At 62.0% G+C, this 15191-nt stretch carries 14 protein-coding genes; 5 read left to right on the forward strand and 9 right to left on the reverse strand.

Going from position 1 to position 15191, the window contains the following annotated elements:
- Window positions 1-311 precede the first annotated feature (311 nt).
- Both ahpC and ahpF read left to right on the forward strand, forming a co-directional pair.
- Window positions 312-875, forward strand: a complete 564-nt coding sequence (gene ahpC, locus ACODSK_RS24170; protein ID WP_375097758.1) for an alkyl hydroperoxide reductase subunit C — start codon at window positions 312-314, stop codon at window positions 873-875.
- Window positions 876-993: 118 nt separating this feature from the next.
- Window positions 994-2556 (forward strand): alkyl hydroperoxide reductase subunit F, encoded by a 1563-nt coding sequence (ahpF, locus tag ACODSK_RS24175; RefSeq protein WP_489019611.1) that lies wholly within the window; start codon window positions 994-996, stop codon window positions 2554-2556.
- Window positions 2557-2842: 286 nt separating this feature from the next.
- On the opposite strand, the gene ACODSK_RS24180 is transcribed toward ahpF, so the two are convergent.
- The 5 genes from ACODSK_RS24180 to ribBA form a co-directional block, all read right to left on the reverse strand.
- Window positions 2843-3991 (reverse strand): ABC transporter ATP-binding protein, encoded by a 1149-nt coding sequence (locus ACODSK_RS24180; RefSeq protein WP_489019612.1) that lies wholly within the window; start codon window positions 3989-3991, stop codon window positions 2843-2845.
- Between the two features lie 19 nt (window positions 3992-4010).
- Window positions 4011-4820: an ABC transporter permease gene (locus ACODSK_RS24185; RefSeq protein ID WP_489019613.1), complete on the reverse strand. Its 810-nt coding sequence runs from the start codon at window positions 4818-4820 to the stop codon at window positions 4011-4013.
- A 6-nt stretch (window positions 4821-4826) separates the two neighbouring features.
- A complete protein-coding gene (locus tag ACODSK_RS24190) occupies window positions 4827-5744 on the reverse strand; it encodes an ABC transporter permease (RefSeq protein WP_489019614.1) in 918 nt (305 codons plus the stop codon).
- Window positions 5741-6766, reverse strand: a complete 1026-nt coding sequence (locus ACODSK_RS24195; protein ID WP_489019615.1) for an ABC transporter substrate-binding protein — start codon at window positions 6764-6766, stop codon at window positions 5741-5743. Before ACODSK_RS24195 ends, ACODSK_RS24190 begins: the two co-directional genes overlap by 4 nt.
- Before the next feature lie 346 nt (window positions 6767-7112).
- Entirely contained in the window at window positions 7113-8234 is a 1122-nt protein-coding gene (gene ribBA / locus ACODSK_RS24200) for a bifunctional 3,4-dihydroxy-2-butanone-4-phosphate synthase/GTP cyclohydrolase II (protein ID WP_489019616.1), read from the reverse strand.
- Between the two features lie 78 nt (window positions 8235-8312).
- Here ribBA and ACODSK_RS24205 point away from each other — a divergent pair, with 78 nt between their 5' ends.
- A complete protein-coding gene (locus ACODSK_RS24205; protein ID WP_489019617.1) occupies window positions 8313-8606 on the forward strand; it encodes a DUF1330 domain-containing protein in 294 nt (97 codons plus the stop codon).
- Between the two features lie 29 nt (window positions 8607-8635).
- Here the strand turns inward: ACODSK_RS24205 and ACODSK_RS24210 are convergent, their stop codons facing one another.
- Window positions 8636-9358 (reverse strand): pirin family protein, encoded by a 723-nt coding sequence (locus ACODSK_RS24210; RefSeq protein ID WP_489019618.1) that lies wholly within the window; start codon window positions 9356-9358, stop codon window positions 8636-8638.
- 207 nt (window positions 9359-9565) lie between these two features.
- Between ACODSK_RS24210 and ACODSK_RS24215 the strand changes: the two genes are divergently transcribed.
- Entirely contained in the window at window positions 9566-10513 is a 948-nt protein-coding gene (locus tag ACODSK_RS24215) for a GlxA family transcriptional regulator (protein WP_489019619.1), read from the forward strand.
- 246 nt (window positions 10514-10759) lie between these two features.
- Here the strand turns inward: ACODSK_RS24215 and ACODSK_RS24220 are convergent, their stop codons facing one another.
- From ACODSK_RS24220 to ACODSK_RS24230, 3 genes are all read right to left on the reverse strand, one after another.
- Window positions 10760-11995 carry a saccharopine dehydrogenase family protein gene (locus tag ACODSK_RS24220; protein ID WP_489019620.1) on the reverse strand — a complete coding sequence of 412 codons (1236 nt, stop codon included), beginning with the start codon at window positions 11993-11995 and terminating at the stop codon, window positions 10760-10762.
- Between the two features lie 28 nt (window positions 11996-12023).
- Complete coding sequence (locus ACODSK_RS24225; protein ID WP_489019621.1) at window positions 12024-13121, reverse strand: carboxynorspermidine decarboxylase; 1098 nt, start codon at window positions 13119-13121, stop codon at window positions 12024-12026.
- A 361-nt stretch (window positions 13122-13482) separates the two neighbouring features.
- Window positions 13483-14484: a hypothetical protein gene (locus ACODSK_RS24230; protein ID WP_489019622.1), complete on the reverse strand. Its 1002-nt coding sequence runs from the start codon at window positions 14482-14484 to the stop codon at window positions 13483-13485.
- Between the two features lie 141 nt (window positions 14485-14625).
- On the opposite strand from ACODSK_RS24230, the gene ACODSK_RS24235 reads away from it, so the two are divergent.
- Window positions 14626-15069, forward strand: coding sequence for a CopD family copper resistance protein (locus ACODSK_RS24235; protein ID WP_489019623.1), 444 nt, complete (start codon window positions 14626-14628; stop codon window positions 15067-15069).
- Window positions 15070-15191: the final 122 nt, after the last annotated feature.

Genomic DNA, 15191 nt, shown 5'->3' on the forward strand with positions numbered 1-15191 from the left:
GTTTTACGACGGCTTCGCCGCCGATCGCGGCTAACAGCCGCTCCCACAGGGTCCGTGTTGCACCAGGTTGAGATGTGTAGATACCTATGCAGCGATGGGGCCGGTAATGACAACCAAGTTGTCCGACCTGCCTCTATCGCTGGCAAGCCAGCTCCCACAAGGTTATCAGCAGATTCCGATTGTTCTATCAGTACCCAACGGCTATAGCCAAAACCAATCATCAACATCACTTTTGCCAATGAGCATTAACTGGCTCTATTGGCTAGGATCTCTCCATCAAGTTTTTACAAACCCTGAAGGAGAGACACCCGATGCCTATCATCAACAGCCAGGTCAAACCGTTCAACGCAACTGCTTACCACAAAGGCGAATTCGTTCAGGTCTCCGAAGCGGACCTGAAAGGCAAGTGGTCCGTAGTGTTCTTCTACCCAGCCGACTTCACTTTCGTATGCCCGACCGAGCTGGGCGACCTGGCCGACAACTACGCCGAGTTCCAGAAACTGGGCGTTGAAATCTACGGCGTATCCACCGATACCCACTTCACCCATAAAGCCTGGCACGACACTTCCGACACCATCGGCAAGATCCAGTACCCGCTGATCGGTGACCCGACCCACATCATCTCGCGCAACTTCGACGTGCTGATCGAAGAAGCCGGTCTGGCTGATCGCGGTACCTTCGTGATCAACCCTGAAGGCCAGATCAAGATCGTCGAACTGAACGACGGCGGCGTCGGCCGTGACGCCAGCGAGCTGCTGCGCAAGGTCAAGGCTGCCCAGTACGTTGCCGCCCACCCAGGTGAAGTCTGCCCGGCCAAGTGGAAAGAAGGCGAGGCCACCCTGGCTCCATCGCTGGACCTGGTTGGCAAGATCTAAGTGATGCACAAGTCGGTGGCGGTCTTCCGCACCTAGCTGCTGTACCGCCCCGCAAAACGCCCGGGCGCTTTCGCCCGGGCGTTTGTATTTCTACCGTATGAAAAAAGGAATCGCCCGTATGTTGGACGCCACGCTTAAAACTCAGTTGAAAGCCTACCTGGAGCGGGTCACTCAGCCGATCGAGATCGTCGCCTCCCTCGATGACGGCGCGAAGTCCCGCGAACTTCACGACCTGCTGCGCGAGATCGCCAGCCTGTCGACCCTCATTACCCTGCGCGAGGACGGCAGCGACGCCCGCGTCCCATCGTTCTCGCTCAACCGCCCTGGTGGAGAGATCAGCCTGCGTTTCGCCGGCATCCCCATGGGCCACGAATTCACCTCCCTGGTATTGGCCCTGCTGCAAGTCGGTGGTCACCCGTCCAAGGCCAGCGCCGAACTGATCGAACAGGTCGCCGGGCTGGAAGGCGAATTCAACTTCGAAACCTACTTCTCGCTGTCCTGCCAGAACTGCCCGGACGTAGTCCAGGCGCTGAACCTGATGGCGGTGCTCAACCCTAACGTGCGCCATGTCGCCATCGACGGTGCGCTGTTCCAGGCCGAAGTCGAATCGCGCCAGGTCATGGCCGTGCCCAGCGTGTACCTCAATGGTGAAGTGTTCGGCCAGGGCCGCATGGGCCTGGAAGAAATCGTCGCCAAGCTCGATACCGGCTCCAGCGCCCGCCAGGCCGACAAGCTCAACGCCAAGGACGCCTTCGACGTGCTGGTGGTCGGCGGTGGTCCTGCCGGTGCCGCAGCAGCGATCTATGCGGCGCGCAAAGGTATCCGCACCGGTGTTGCGGCCGAGCGTTTCGGCGGCCAGGTGCTGGACACCATGGCCATCGAGAACTTCATCTCGGTGCAGGAAACCGAAGGCCCGAAACTGGCCACGGCGCTGGAAGAACACGTCAAGCAGTACGACGTCGACATCATGAACTTGCAACGCGCCGACGCCCTGGTTCCGGCCACCGACGGCGGCCTGCACCAGGTGCGCCTGAACAGCGGCGCGACCCTCAAGGCCAAGACCGTGATCCTGGCCACCGGTGCCCGCTGGCGTGAAATGAACGTGCCCGGTGAGCAGCAATATCGCAGTCGTGGCGTGGCCTACTGCCCGCACTGCGATGGCCCGCTGTTCAAGGGCAAGCGCGTGGCGGTGATCGGTGGCGGCAACTCCGGCGTGGAAGCGGCCATCGACCTGGCCGGGATCGTCGCCCAGGTGACCCTGATCGAGTTCGACAGCCAGTTGCGTGCCGACGCCGTGCTGCAACGCAAGCTGCACAGCCTGCCGAACGTCAAGGTGATTACCAGTGCGCTGACCACCGAGGTGCTGGGGGACGGGCAGAAGGTCAACGGCCTGCGCTACAAGGACCGCACCACGGACGCCGAGCATGAACTGGCGCTGGAAGGCATCTTCGTGCAGATCGGCCTGCTGCCGAACACCGACTGGCTCAAGGGCACCGTCGAGCTGACTCCGCGTGGCGAGATCATCGTCGACGCCAAGGGCCAGACCAATGTGCCGGGTGTGTTCGCTGCCGGTGACGTGACCACGGTGCCGTACAAGCAGATCGTCATCGCCGTGGGCGAGGGCGCCAAGGCATCGCTGGCGGCCTTCGATCACCTGATCCGCACCTCCGCACCAGCCTGACCGACCTCATCGCTGGCAACGCCAGCTCCCACAGGGTCCGCGTCGAGCACAGATACTGTGACTGGCCCAGAACCCTGTGGGAGTCGGCGTTGCCGACGATGAGGCCATCAACCTCGACATCGATCTCGCTGGCCTGTGTTGTTCTTTCGGGCCTTATCGCTGGCAACGCCAGCTCCCACAAGAGTCGCGGCGCATGCGATCCCTGTGGGAGCTGGCGTTGCCAGCGATGATCGCCCAGACAATAAAAATCCCGGCCAATGACCGGGATTTTTTGTTCAACAGGGACTCAATGCGCCCCCGCCGCCTTGTTCAGATCACTCTCCTGCCACTCGGTATACACACAGGCATCCGCCACCGCCCAGCGCACCTTCACCTCGTCACCCGGCTTCATCGACATGCCGGCAGCGGAAAGCGCCTTCACCGTCATCTGCGTACCGCCCGCGGTCACCACGCTGCAGGTCTGGCTTTCGCCGAGGAACAACACCTCACCCACCTTGGCGGTCACTTCATTCCAGCCGGCCGGCAGCGGCTCGACGGCAGCCTGTTCGCGGCTCAGGGCCAGGGCCTTCTCCGGCCGCACCATCAGCAACACCTCCTGCCCGTCACTCACACCCGCAGTCAGGCGCATCGCTACCGGCTGCCCTTCGAAACTGGCCGCACCGTTGCCCTGGGCCTTGACCCGCAGGAAGTTGGAGTTGCCGAGGAACGACGCGACGAAGGCATTCGGCGGGTTCTGGTACAGGTCATAGCCGGTGCCCAGGCCGACGATCTTGCCGTGGCTGAAGATCGCAATGCGCTGTGACAGGCGCATGGCTTCTTCCTGGTCGTGGGTCACGTAGACGATGGTGATGCCCAGCCGGCGGTGCAGTTGGCGCAGCTCGTCCTGCAGGTCCTCGCGCAGCTTCTTGTCCAGCGCCCCGAGCGGTTCGTCCATCAGCAGGATACGTGGCTCGTAGACCAGCGCCCGGGCAATCGCCACCCGCTGCTGCTGGCCGCCGGATAACTGCGCCGGGCGGCGATGGGCGAACTTCTCCAGTTGCACCAGCTTGAGCATGGCGTCCACCTGCTTGTCGCGCTCGGCGGCGCTGCGCTTGCGGATGGCCAGGGGGAAGGCGATGTTGTCGCGCACCGACAGGTGCGGGAACAGCGAGTAGCGCTGGAACACCATGCCGATATCGCGCTTGTGCGGTGGCACGTTGACCAGCGACTGACCGCTGACCAGGATCTCGCCGCTGCTCGGCGTCTCGAAACCGGCCAGCATCGACAGCGTGGTGCTCTTGCCCGAGCCGCTGGAGCCGAGGAAGGTGAGGAACTCGCCGTCCTGGATCTCCAGATTGATGTTGTCCACCGCGGCAAAGTCGCCGTAGTGCTTGTTCAGGTTGCGCAGGCTGACGAGGGTCTTGGCCTGGGCTGGATCTTTGATCACTGCACTCATTGTTCTGTTCTCCGGGCGCTCAGGCGCTGACTTCGTTGCGCCGGCGCAGGGCGGCGGCGATCACCATGACCAGTACCGACAGGCCGATCAGCAGCGTCGAGGCGACGGCGATCACCGGAGTCAGGTCCTGGCGCAGGGTGGTCCACATTTTCACGGGGAGGGTCTGCAGGTTGGGGCTGGCCATCATCACGCTGAGCACCACTTCATCCCACGACACGAGGAAGGCAAACAGCGCCCCGGCGATCATCCCCGGGCGAATCGCCGGGAAGGTCACCTTGAACACCGCCTGCAAACGCGAGGCACCGCAGATCACCGCAGCATCCTCGATGGATTGGTCGAACAGCTTCAGCGAGTTGATGATGGAAATGATGGTGAAGGGCAGGGCGACGATCACGTGGCTGACCACGAAGGAAAACAGCGTGCCGGTCCAGCCCAGCTTGAGAAACAGTGCGTACACCGCCACGGCGATGATCACCAGCGGCACGATCATCGGCAGGGTGAACAGGCCATAGAGCATCTCCCGGCCAGGGAAGCGCCCGCGCACCAGGGCGAAGGCGGTGGGCAGGCCCAGGGCCACGGCGCAGATCGTGGTCAGTACGGCGACCTTGAGGCTGGCCAGGGCCGCGTCCATCCACTCGGCATTGGAGAAGAATTGGCCGTACCACTTCAGGGTCCAGCCCGGTGGCGGGAATACCAGCCACTGCGAGGAGCCGAACGACAGCAGGACGATAAAGACGATCGGCAGCAGCAGGAACAGCGCGATCAGCCCGGTGGTGGCATAGAGTCCGACGCGCATGCGCCGGCTCATGGCATTGGGGGTCAGGAGCATGGTCGCTTACCTCGCGTTGCCAACCGGGGATTCCGGTTGCAGCTTCAGATAGAAGTAGAACAGCACCAGGGTGATGACGATCAGCAACGCCGCGGCGGCGCTGGCCAGGCCCCAGTTGAGGAACGACTGCACCTGCTGGACGATGAATTCCGGCAGCATCATGTTCTGCGCGCCGCCGAGCAGGGCCGGGGTCACGTAGTAACCCAGCGACATCACGAACACCATCAGGGCCCCGGAGAACAGGCCCGAACGGCACAGCGGCAGGAACACCTTGAAGAAGTTGGTCCAGGGGCTGGCACCGCAGATCGAGCCGGCCTGCAGGACCATCGGATCGATGGCCTGCATGGTCGCCTGCAGCGGCAGGACGATGAACGGAATCATGATGTAGCTCATGCCGATGACCACGCCGGTAAGGTTATGCACCATCTCCAGCGGGGCATCGATGATGCCCATGGCCATCAACGCCTTGTTGATCACCCCGGAGGCCTGCAGTAGCACCAGCCATGAGTAGGTGCGGGCCAGCAGGCTGGTCCACATCGACAGCAGCACGATGTTCAGCAGCCAGCGGCCCCAGCCGCGCGGCACCAGGGTGATCGCCCAGGCCAGGGGAAAGCCGAGCAGCACGCTGATCAGGGTGACCAGGCCGGCCACCGAGAAGGTGTTGAACAGCACCCGGGCATAGGCCGAGTTGGCGAACAGTTGCTCGTAGTTGCCCAGCCCCGGCACCGGTTCCAGCACGCCGCGCAGCAGCAGGCCGATCAGCGGTGCGAAGAAGAACAGGCCGAGGAACAGCAGGGCCGGCAGCAGGTTGCGGCTGCCGCGCCAGCGTTGGCGCAGGCTGGGCGATGACTTCATGGCCGCTCCCTGGGCGCCGGTAGCGCTGGCACCGGTCGCCGATTGCAAGGCGTTGATGGCGACTTTCATTTGACCAGCCACTCATTCCAGCGGGTTGCGATTGCCGGACCGTTCTTCGCCCAGTAGGCGAAATCGAGAGTGACCTGATCCTGAGCGTAGGCGGTCGGCAGGTTCGGTGCGAGTTCAGGTTTGAGCAGGCTGACCGAATCCAGGTTCACCGGGGCGTAGGCGGTCTGGTTGGCGAACTCGGCCTGGCCCTGGGCACTGGCAGCGTTGGCCAGGAACTTCATGGCCGCGTCCTTGTTCTTGGCGCCTTTCGGTACCACGAGGAAATCGGCCATGACCAGGTTCTGCTTCCAGCTCACGCCGACCGGGGCGCCGTCCTGTTGCAGGGCGTAGACCCGGCCGTTCCAGAACTGGCCCAGGCTCGCTTCGCCGGAAGCCAGCAGTTGCTGGGACTGGGCACCGCCGCCCCACCAGACGATGTCTTTCTTGATGGTGTCGAGTTTCTTGAAGGCGCGGTCGAGGTCCAGCGGGTAGAGCTTGTCGGCCGGGACACCGTCGGCCAGCAGGGCCAGTTCCAGTACGCCGGGGCTCGGCCACTTGTACAGGGCGCGTTTACCCGGGTAGGTCTTGGTGTCGAACAGCGCGCTCCAGTCCACCGGCTTGTTGGCACCGAGCTTGCCTTCGTTGTAGCCGAGCACGAAGGAGAAGAAGAACGAGCCTACGCCGTGGTCGGAAACGAAACGCGGGTCGATGCGATCGCGCTGGATGGTCTTGAAGTCGAGCGGTTCGAGCAGGCCTTCGGCGGCGGCGCGCAGGGCGAAGTCGGCTTCGACGTCGACCACGTCCCACTGCACGTTGCCACTCTCGACCATGGCCTTGAGCTTGCCGTAGTCGGTGGGGCCGTCTTGCACCACCTTGATGTTGCTGCTCTTGGTGAAGGGTTCGGCCCAGGCGGCTTTCTGCGCGTCCTGGGTGGTACCGCCCCAGCTGACGAAGTTAAGGCTGTCGGCGGCCTGGGAGACCTGACATGCCAGGGTCAGCAGGCTGGCGGACAGCACTGCGGTTACACGTTTGTTCAACAGCATGGTTACGCCCTCGTTGCTTTTGTTATTCGAGGCGGGCTTTCTGTCGCCCGCCAATCAGTTCGGGGAGCAGCTTTTGCAAAAGTGTGGTTGGCCGTTTGTGATTGTAGGTGCCGGCCTGCAGTTTTAAGGTCTACGGGATATCATATTATGGTATTCCAAGCTTTTGGCAAGAGGGATGGGGCGACCGGCCATCACTCGGGGGCTGTTTTCTGGTTTGGGGGCTTGTGGTGGAGCTGAGGGCTTCATCGCTGGCAAGCCAGCTCCCACAGGTTCGGCAGCGACGCGGACACTGTGGGAGCTGGCTTGCCAGCGATGAGGCCCTCAAGGGCGATGAAGGTGCTGGAAGTCAGCCCACCATCCCTTCTTCAAAAGGAATACTCTGCACCACCTCCAGGTCATACCCGGTCAACCCGGCATATTTCAGCGGCGGGCCAAGGTGACGCAGCTTGCCGACGCCCAGGTCCTGCAGGATCTGCGCCCCGGTGCCGACTTCCGAATAGGTCCGGGTCTGCCCGCGCTGATACGGCCGCGGTGGCTGGGTCAGTTGCGGCACCCGCTCCAGCAGGGCCTGGGACGACTCATGACTGGCCAGGATGACCACTACCCCGGCACCTTCGGCGGCGACCTTCTGCAATGCGGCCCACAAAGTCCAGTTGGCCGGCCCGGCATATCCGGCACCGACCAGGTCGCGCAACGGATCGATCACATGCACCCGCACCAGGGTCGGCTGTTCGCGACGGATATCGCCCATGACCATGGCCATATGCACTCCACCCTCGATGCGATCCTCGTAGGTCACCAGGCGGAAGGTGCCATGCACGGTGGGCAGTTCACGCTCGCCGATGCGCTTGACCGTCTGCTCGGTGCTCAGGCGGTAGTGGATCAGGTCGGCGATGGTGCCGATCTTGATGCCGTGGCGGGCGGCGAAGATTTCCAGGTCGGGGCGTCGGGCCATGGTGCCGTCGTCGTTGAGCACCTCGACGATCACCGAAGCGGGGGAGAAGCCTGCCAGTCGCGCCAGGTCGCAGCCGGCCTCGGTATGCCCGGCGCGGGTCAGCACGCCGCCTTCGCGGGCGCGCAAGGGGAAGATATGCCCGGGCTGGACCAGGTCTTCCGCCCGGGCGTTCGGCGCAACGGCCGCAGCCACGGTGCAGGCGCGGTCGGCGGCGGAAATGCCGGTGGTGACGCCCCGCGCCGCCTCGATCGACACGGTGAACGCCGTGCTGAAGGCGCTGCCATTGGCCGGCACCATCTGTTCCAGGCCCAGGCGCTGGCAGTGCTCGTCGGTCAGGGTCAGGCAAATCAGCCCGCGCGCCTCGCGGGCCATGAAGCTGATCGCGGCGGCGTCGCAACGCTCGGCGGCGATCAGCAGGTCGCCTTCGTTTTCCCGGTCCTCGTCGTCCACCAGCAGGACCATCTTGCCCTGGCGATAATCCTCGAGGATTTCTTCGATGCTGTTGAAAGCCATTGCTGCGCGCTCACTGTGGTTCGGTAAGAATTATGGTATACCATAATACGAATTTACCCGATTGAGGAGCATGACCCGATGAAGGCCTACTGGATTGCCCATGTCGATGTGACCGATGCGCAGCAGTACCAGGAATACACCAGCCGTGCTCCGGCGGCGTTCGCCGCGTTCGGCGGCAAGTTGCTGGCGCGTGGCGGGCGCAGCGAAGCGATGGAGGGCAGGGCGACGCCGCAGCGCAGTGTGGTGATCGAGTTCGAGTCGTATGAACAGGCCGTGGCCTGCTATCGCTCGGCGCAGTATCAGGAAGCCTGCGCCCATCGGCAGGGCGTGGCGAAAGCGGAAGTGATCATTGTGGAAGGCTACGAGCCCTGAATCATCGCTGATCCAGGGCTCGCAGTGGTTCAGGCCATGCCGGGCAGTTCGTGAGGGCGCAGGTCGAACACCAGCACTTCGGCGTCTTCACCCTTGCTCAACTCGACGATCTGCTCCTGACGCAGGCGCACGCCGTCGCCTTCGACCAGTTGCAGGCCATTGAGTTGCACGCTGCCACGGGCCACATGCACGTAGGCGTTGCGGTTGGCCGGCAGTTTCAGGGTGGCGCTTTCCTCACCGTCGAACAGGCCGGCATAGACCCGCGCGTCCTGACGGATATGCAGCGAACCGTCGACACCGTCCGGCGAGATGATCAGCTTCAGCCGACCACGTTTTTCCTCGGCAGCGTAATGCGCCTGTTGATAGCGCGGCTCGGCACCGCTGACCGCCGGGACGATCCAGATCTGCAGGAAGTGCACCGGCTCGTCATGGGAGTGGTTGAACTCGCTGTGGGTCACGCCACGGCCCGCACTCATCAGTTGCACGTCGCCCGGGCGGATCACCGAACCGGTGCCCATGCTGTCTTTGTGTTCCAGCGCACCTTCCAGCACGTAGGAGAAGATCTCCATGTCGCGGTGCGGGTGCTGGCCGAAGCCCTTGCCCTCGCTGACCCGGTCATCGTTGATCACCAGCAGGTCGGAAAAGCCCTGCTCGGCCGGGTTGCGGTAGTGAGCGAAGGAAAAGGTGTGGAACGACTTGAGCCAGCCATGGTTGGCCAGGCCACGATCGGAAGCTTTGCGCAGGGTCAGCATGATGTATCTCCTTGTCAGGTCGGGGTTGCGAAAGGGCAACCGCGTTTCGATGGAGCTAGATTACTGTTTACCGGCCAAGGCAATAAGTAGATGGTTGAGGAATCACTGTCATCTATGGGTGGACAATCTGAAAGGCTTTTCCGATTCAGCGAGAGGAAGAGTCATAATGCGTCGCTCTGTTTTCCTGATCTGCGGTGACTCCCTTCGATGAAAAGCGTGGCCATGGTGCTGTTCCCGGATTTTCTCCTGCTCGACATGGCAGGGCCGCTGGAGGTGTTCTCCATTGCCAACCGCTACCTGCCCGCCGAGGCGCACTACCGGATTACCACCCTTGGCGCGATACCCGGCGCCATCCGCGCGTCCAATGGCGTGACTGTGCTGCCCGATGCCCCGATCGAGCCCAGGGGGGAGTGGGATCTGCTGCTGGTACCGGGCGGGCCGGGGGCCTACAACGAAATCTGTCCGCCCCTGAGCCTGTGGCTGCAGGATGTCGCCAGCCGGGCGCGCTGCTACGGCTCGATCTGCACCGGTGCCTTCATCCTTGGTCATGCCGGCCTGCTCGACGGTTATCGCTCGACCACCCACTGGCACTACACCGAGCGGCTGATCAAGGCCTTTCCCAAGACCCAGGTGGAAACCGACCAGATCTTCGTCCGCGACCGCCAGTTGATCACCTCCGGTGGTGTCACTGCCGGCATCGATCTGGCCCTGGCGGTGGTCGCCGAGGACCATGGCAAGAAGGTCGCCCAGGATGTCGCCAAGGTGCTGCTGGTGGTGATGAAGCGCCAGGGGGGCCAGGCCCGTTTCAGCCCGCTGGCCGGGCCGGTGGCCAAGGAAGAGACACCGATTACCCGGGTGCAGAACCATGTTCTCGAACATCTCGACCAGCCGTTCGGTATCGAGCGCATGGCGGCCTTGGCGGCGATGAGTCCGCGGCATTTTTCTCGGGTATTCATGCGTGAGGTGAACATGACGCCCATGGCCTTCCTGCAGAACGCCCGCATCGACCGCGCCCGTGAATTGCTGGAAAGCGAGGACCTGCCATTGAAGACCGTGGCCTGGCGCAGTGGGTTTGGTAGTGTGCGCTATATGCGCCAGGTGTTCAGCGAGCGTCTGGGCGTGACCCCCAGCGAGTACCGCGAGCAGTTCGGCTGACGCGGACCCTGTGGAAGCTGGCTTGCCAGCGATTGCAGTTGTGAATTCACCGCCGCCATCGCTGGCAATGCCAGCTCCCACAGGTTGTGTGGCGTTCTCGCGACCCTTGTGGGAGCCGGCGTTGCCGGCGATGAGGCCCTCAGCAACAGCAGAAGTCTGTTGTTAATTCCACAGGGTTTGTGTTCAACCGAAAACGAAAAAGGGGCGCCTTCTCAGGCGCCCCTTTTTTTCAGCCAATGGACTCCATCAAGCCCACGGACGATCGCCATTCTCGTCCTTGACCCGGGTCGGCAGGCCCATCACGTCAAGCGCGTGCAGGAACGGCTCGGCCGGCAGTTCCTCGACGTTGACCATGCGCTGCACATCCCACTGACCACGGGCGACCAGCAGGGCCGCCGCTACTGGCGGTACGCCAGCGGTGTAGGAAATGCCCTGGCTGTCGGTCTCGGCGTAGGCTTCTTCGTGGTCGGCCACGTTGTAGATGAAGACTTCGCGCGGCTGGCCATCCTTGGTGCCCTTGACCAGGTCACCGATGCAGGTCTTGCCGGTGTAGCCAGGGGCCAGCGAGGCTGGATCCGGCAGTACGGCCTTGACCACTTTCAGCGGTACCACTTCCAGGCCTTCGGCGGTCTTCACCGGTTGCTCGGAGAGCAGGCCGAGGTTCTTCAGCACGGTGAACACATTGATGTAGTGCTCGCCAAAGCTCATCCAGAAACGCACGTTGGGCACGTCGAGGTTCTTCGACAGCGAGTGCACTTCATCGTGGCCGGTGAGGTAGAGGTTCTGCGAGCCGACCACCGGCAGGTCGTCGGTACGCTTCACTTCGAACATGGTGTTGCTGGTCCACTGGCTGTTCTGCCAGCTCCACACCTGCCCGGTGAATTCACGGAAGTTGATTTCCGGATCGAAGTTTGTGGCGAAGTACTTGCCGTGGGACCCGGCATTGACGTCGAGAATGTCGATCGAGTCGATGCGGTCGAAATACTGCTGCTTCGCCAACGCCGCGTAGGCGTTGACCACACCCGGGTCGAAGCCGACACCGAGAATGGCGGTAATGTTCTTCTGCTGGCATTCCTCGAGGTGTTTCCACTCGTAGTTGCCATACCAGGGCGGGGTTTCGCAGATCTTGCCCGGTTCTTCGTGGATCGCGGTGTCCAGGTAGGCGACACCGGTATCGATGCAGGCACGCAGCACCGACATGTTGAGGAAGGCGGAACCGACGTTGATCACGATCTGCGAGTCGGTCTCGCGGATCAGCGCCTTGGTCGCCTCGACATCGAGGGCATTGAGCGAGAAGGCCTGGATGTCGGCGGGAACCTTGAGGCTACCCTTGGCCTTGACGCTGTCGATGATGGCCTGGCATTTGGAGATGTTCCGCGACGCAATTGCAATACGACCGAGTTCGTCGTTGTGCTGCGCGCACTTGTGGGCCACCACCTTGGCGACACCTCCTGCACCAATGATAAGAACGTTCTTCTTCAATTTATCTCTCTCTCCCTTATCTGCCAGCTCAGGAAAGGCTGGACAGGTAATCTTCGAAACCGAACTCACGAACCAGCTCGACGCTACCGTCGAGTTGTTTCACTACGATGGACGGCATTTTCAGGCCGTTGAACCAGTTTTTCTTGACCATGGTGTAGCCAGCCGCGTCCACGAACGACAGCCGATCGCCGATGGTCAGCGGACGATCGAATTGGTACTCGCCGAAGATGTCACCGGCCAGGCACGACTTGCCGCAGACCATGTAGGTGTGCTCGCCGTCGTTGGGGGCCATCTTGGCGTTGAGGCGGTAGATCAGCAGGTCGAGCATGTGCGCTTCGATCGAGCTGTCGACCACGGCAAGGTGCTTGCCGTTGAACAGGGTGTCGAGGACGGTGACTTCCAGCGAGGCGCTGTTGGTGATCGCCGCTTCGCCCGGCTCCAGGTAGACCTGTACGCCGTAGGTTTCCGAGAAGCGCTTCAGACGTTCGCAGAAAGCATCGATCGCATAGTCTTCGCCGGTGAAGTGGATGCCGCCGCCGAGGCTGACCCATTCGACCTTGTGCAGCAGGTGGCCGAAGCGTTCCTCGATGGTGCCGAGCATCTTGTCGAACAGGCCGAAATCGCCGTTCTCGCAGTTGTTGTGGAACATGAAGCCGGAGATCTGCTCGATCACGCCCTCGACCTTGACCGGGTCCCACTCGCCGAGGCGGCTGAACGGACGGGCCGGGTCGGCCAGCAGGTAGTCGGAGCTGCTCACCTGCGGGTTGACCCGCAGACCGCGGACCTTGCCTTCGGACGCCTCGGCGAAGCGCTGCAGCTGGCCGATGGAGTTGAAGATGATCTTGTCGCAGTTGTCGAGCATCTCCTCGATCTCGTCGTCGGCCCAGGCCACGCTGTAGGCATGGGTTTCGCCTTCGAACTTCTGGCGACCGAGCTTGAGCTCGTAGAGCGAGGACGAGGTGGTGCCGTCCATGTACTGCTGCATCAGGTCGAACACCGACCAGGTGGCGAAGCACTTCAGGGCGAGCAGGGCCTTGGCCCCGGATTTCTCGCGCACGTAGGCGATCTTCTCCATGTTGCCCAGCAGCTTTTGTTTGTCGATGAGGTAGTACGGGGTCTTGATCACTTCGAGGCTCCGGGTAGGCCAGCCAAAAAAAGAGCCGCATTGTGCCCGTACTCGATACATATCGAAAGGGCGGGATGCGCTTTTGGCGGTGTCAATGGCTATGACGCGCACGGCGATGGCGTTTTGCTCGTCAACGGGTTGCAAAATGTTACGCGAGCTTGGGTGAGGGCAGTGTGACCGTCGGGAAGTTCGCCCAGGCTTGTCGTATCAATGGCGGCAGTGTGTGAAAGGCGAAAGGAAGGTGGATGAATATTGGGTTAACGCGTGGCCGACCCCGGAAACGAAGTCGTCCGCGTGTGGGCTGGCGGGAAGCCTGGTGTAGCCACGCAGGACCGCGTCAGCGGTCCTGTCCTGGAGCGCCTTACACCTCCGATGGAAGTTTGACCTGACGATATGCCAGGGGGATAGCCATGGTGCCGGCGAGAAAGTCGAGATAGCTCGCGTCGGCTGGAGTCAATGCGTTTCTCCCGACCGCGACCAGGCGGGTTGTCCTGTTCGGATGAGCTTCCCAGTACCAGGCATACTCGAGCAACTGGCCAATTGCCAAGCGCAGGACCCGGCGAGTCGAAAGGTCAGACTTGACCTCGAACAGAATCCGTTCGCTGTCGGTGGTCAGGGTGACGTCGACATAATTCTCTTCGCAAACGATTGTCGCCTGCGGGTATTCCTGCTCGAGCTCCTTGCACAGTGCGGCGCGAATCATGTCGTGCTCCGGGGTGCATTCGCGGCCCTCGGAGCCTTTCCTGAAATAGCTCTTCTGTTTTGGCGGAATGGTTACACCGGTTCTGCCTGGGCGTTGAGAACCCGTCTCCGGAGTCGTGAAACTGCCGTCAGGAGTAATGAGCTGATAACGGTTCCAATGCATGATCGGATCTTCGTCGTCTGCATAGGTATCGGCCGGGAACCACTCCAGGTCTTCGGGACGGAATCGAACGTTGAGCATATAGCGCGCCCAGTTGGTGTTTCCCAGGCTGCTCGTGACGCCACCAACATGCTCGATCCCCCTAACCATTTGTGCAAACCAGCCGTTCTTCTTGTAGACCTCAAGCGCGGCGTTGCTTTGGACGTCGTCCAGGAACTCGATGTGTCTGATCCTGGCGACATAACGCCGGCCAGCAGGGCCGATGCTGAACAGCACGACCTCACCAGCACGTTCTCCAGACTTCAGGCGGGTTTTGCGACCTTTGTTCACGCCCTGGAGAAACCCGTACTGCCAGCCTCCGATTTGCCATTCGAAGCGGAAAAGCCATTCTTCGTGGCCATATCCATGTCGTGAGTAATAGGTCGTTCTCGATTCCGTGGCGCTTCCGGTCGGATACTGCCAGTTGGATTCGTTGTGGCAAATGCGGGTGATGTAGGTCATTGCATACCCTGTTCAGATGATGGCTTTACGGCATCATCGCACAAAGCGGTGCTTTACCTGGTCGACCTTCGTGGTCTTGACGAGGGTCAAGCCTGGTCGACGGCAGCAGCGCTAGTCTGCCCGGCACAATGAGGCCCCGCCATGATCTATCCCGTATTGCTGACCCTGCACCTGTTCGCCGCCATCGTCTTTATCGGCACGGTGTTTTTCGAAGTGCTGTTTCTCGGTGGCATCCGTCGCCAGTTGCCCGACCGTTTGATGATGATGCTCGAACATGCCGTCGGACAGCGTGCCCGGCAGTTGATGCCGTGGGTCCTGCTGGTGCTGTTCGGCGCCGGCGTGGGCATGGTTCGCGAGCGCTATGCCGCGCAACTGGCCGAGCCCTGGGCATCCTCTTTCGGCATCCTGCTGAGCCTGAAAATCCTCGTCGCCCTCAGCGTGCTCGGGCACTTCTTCCGCGCACTCTGGCTGTTCCACAGCGGGCGCATGACGGCCAGTGCGGTGCGCTTTATCCATGCCAGCGTCTTTACTCACCTGTTGCTGATCGTGCTGCTGGCCAAGGGCATGTTTTATCTGAGTTGGTAAGCGCGGGCCCGGACAGGGGCGAGCGTGCCGCTCCTGATCGTTTGACCCCGGACATGTCAGGGACTTCAGATTCCATTCAGCTTCAGGATCGATAGTTCCTCCATCGAGCTCAACGGGGGAAC

The organism is Pseudomonas sp. FG98 (genome assembly GCF_057808595.1).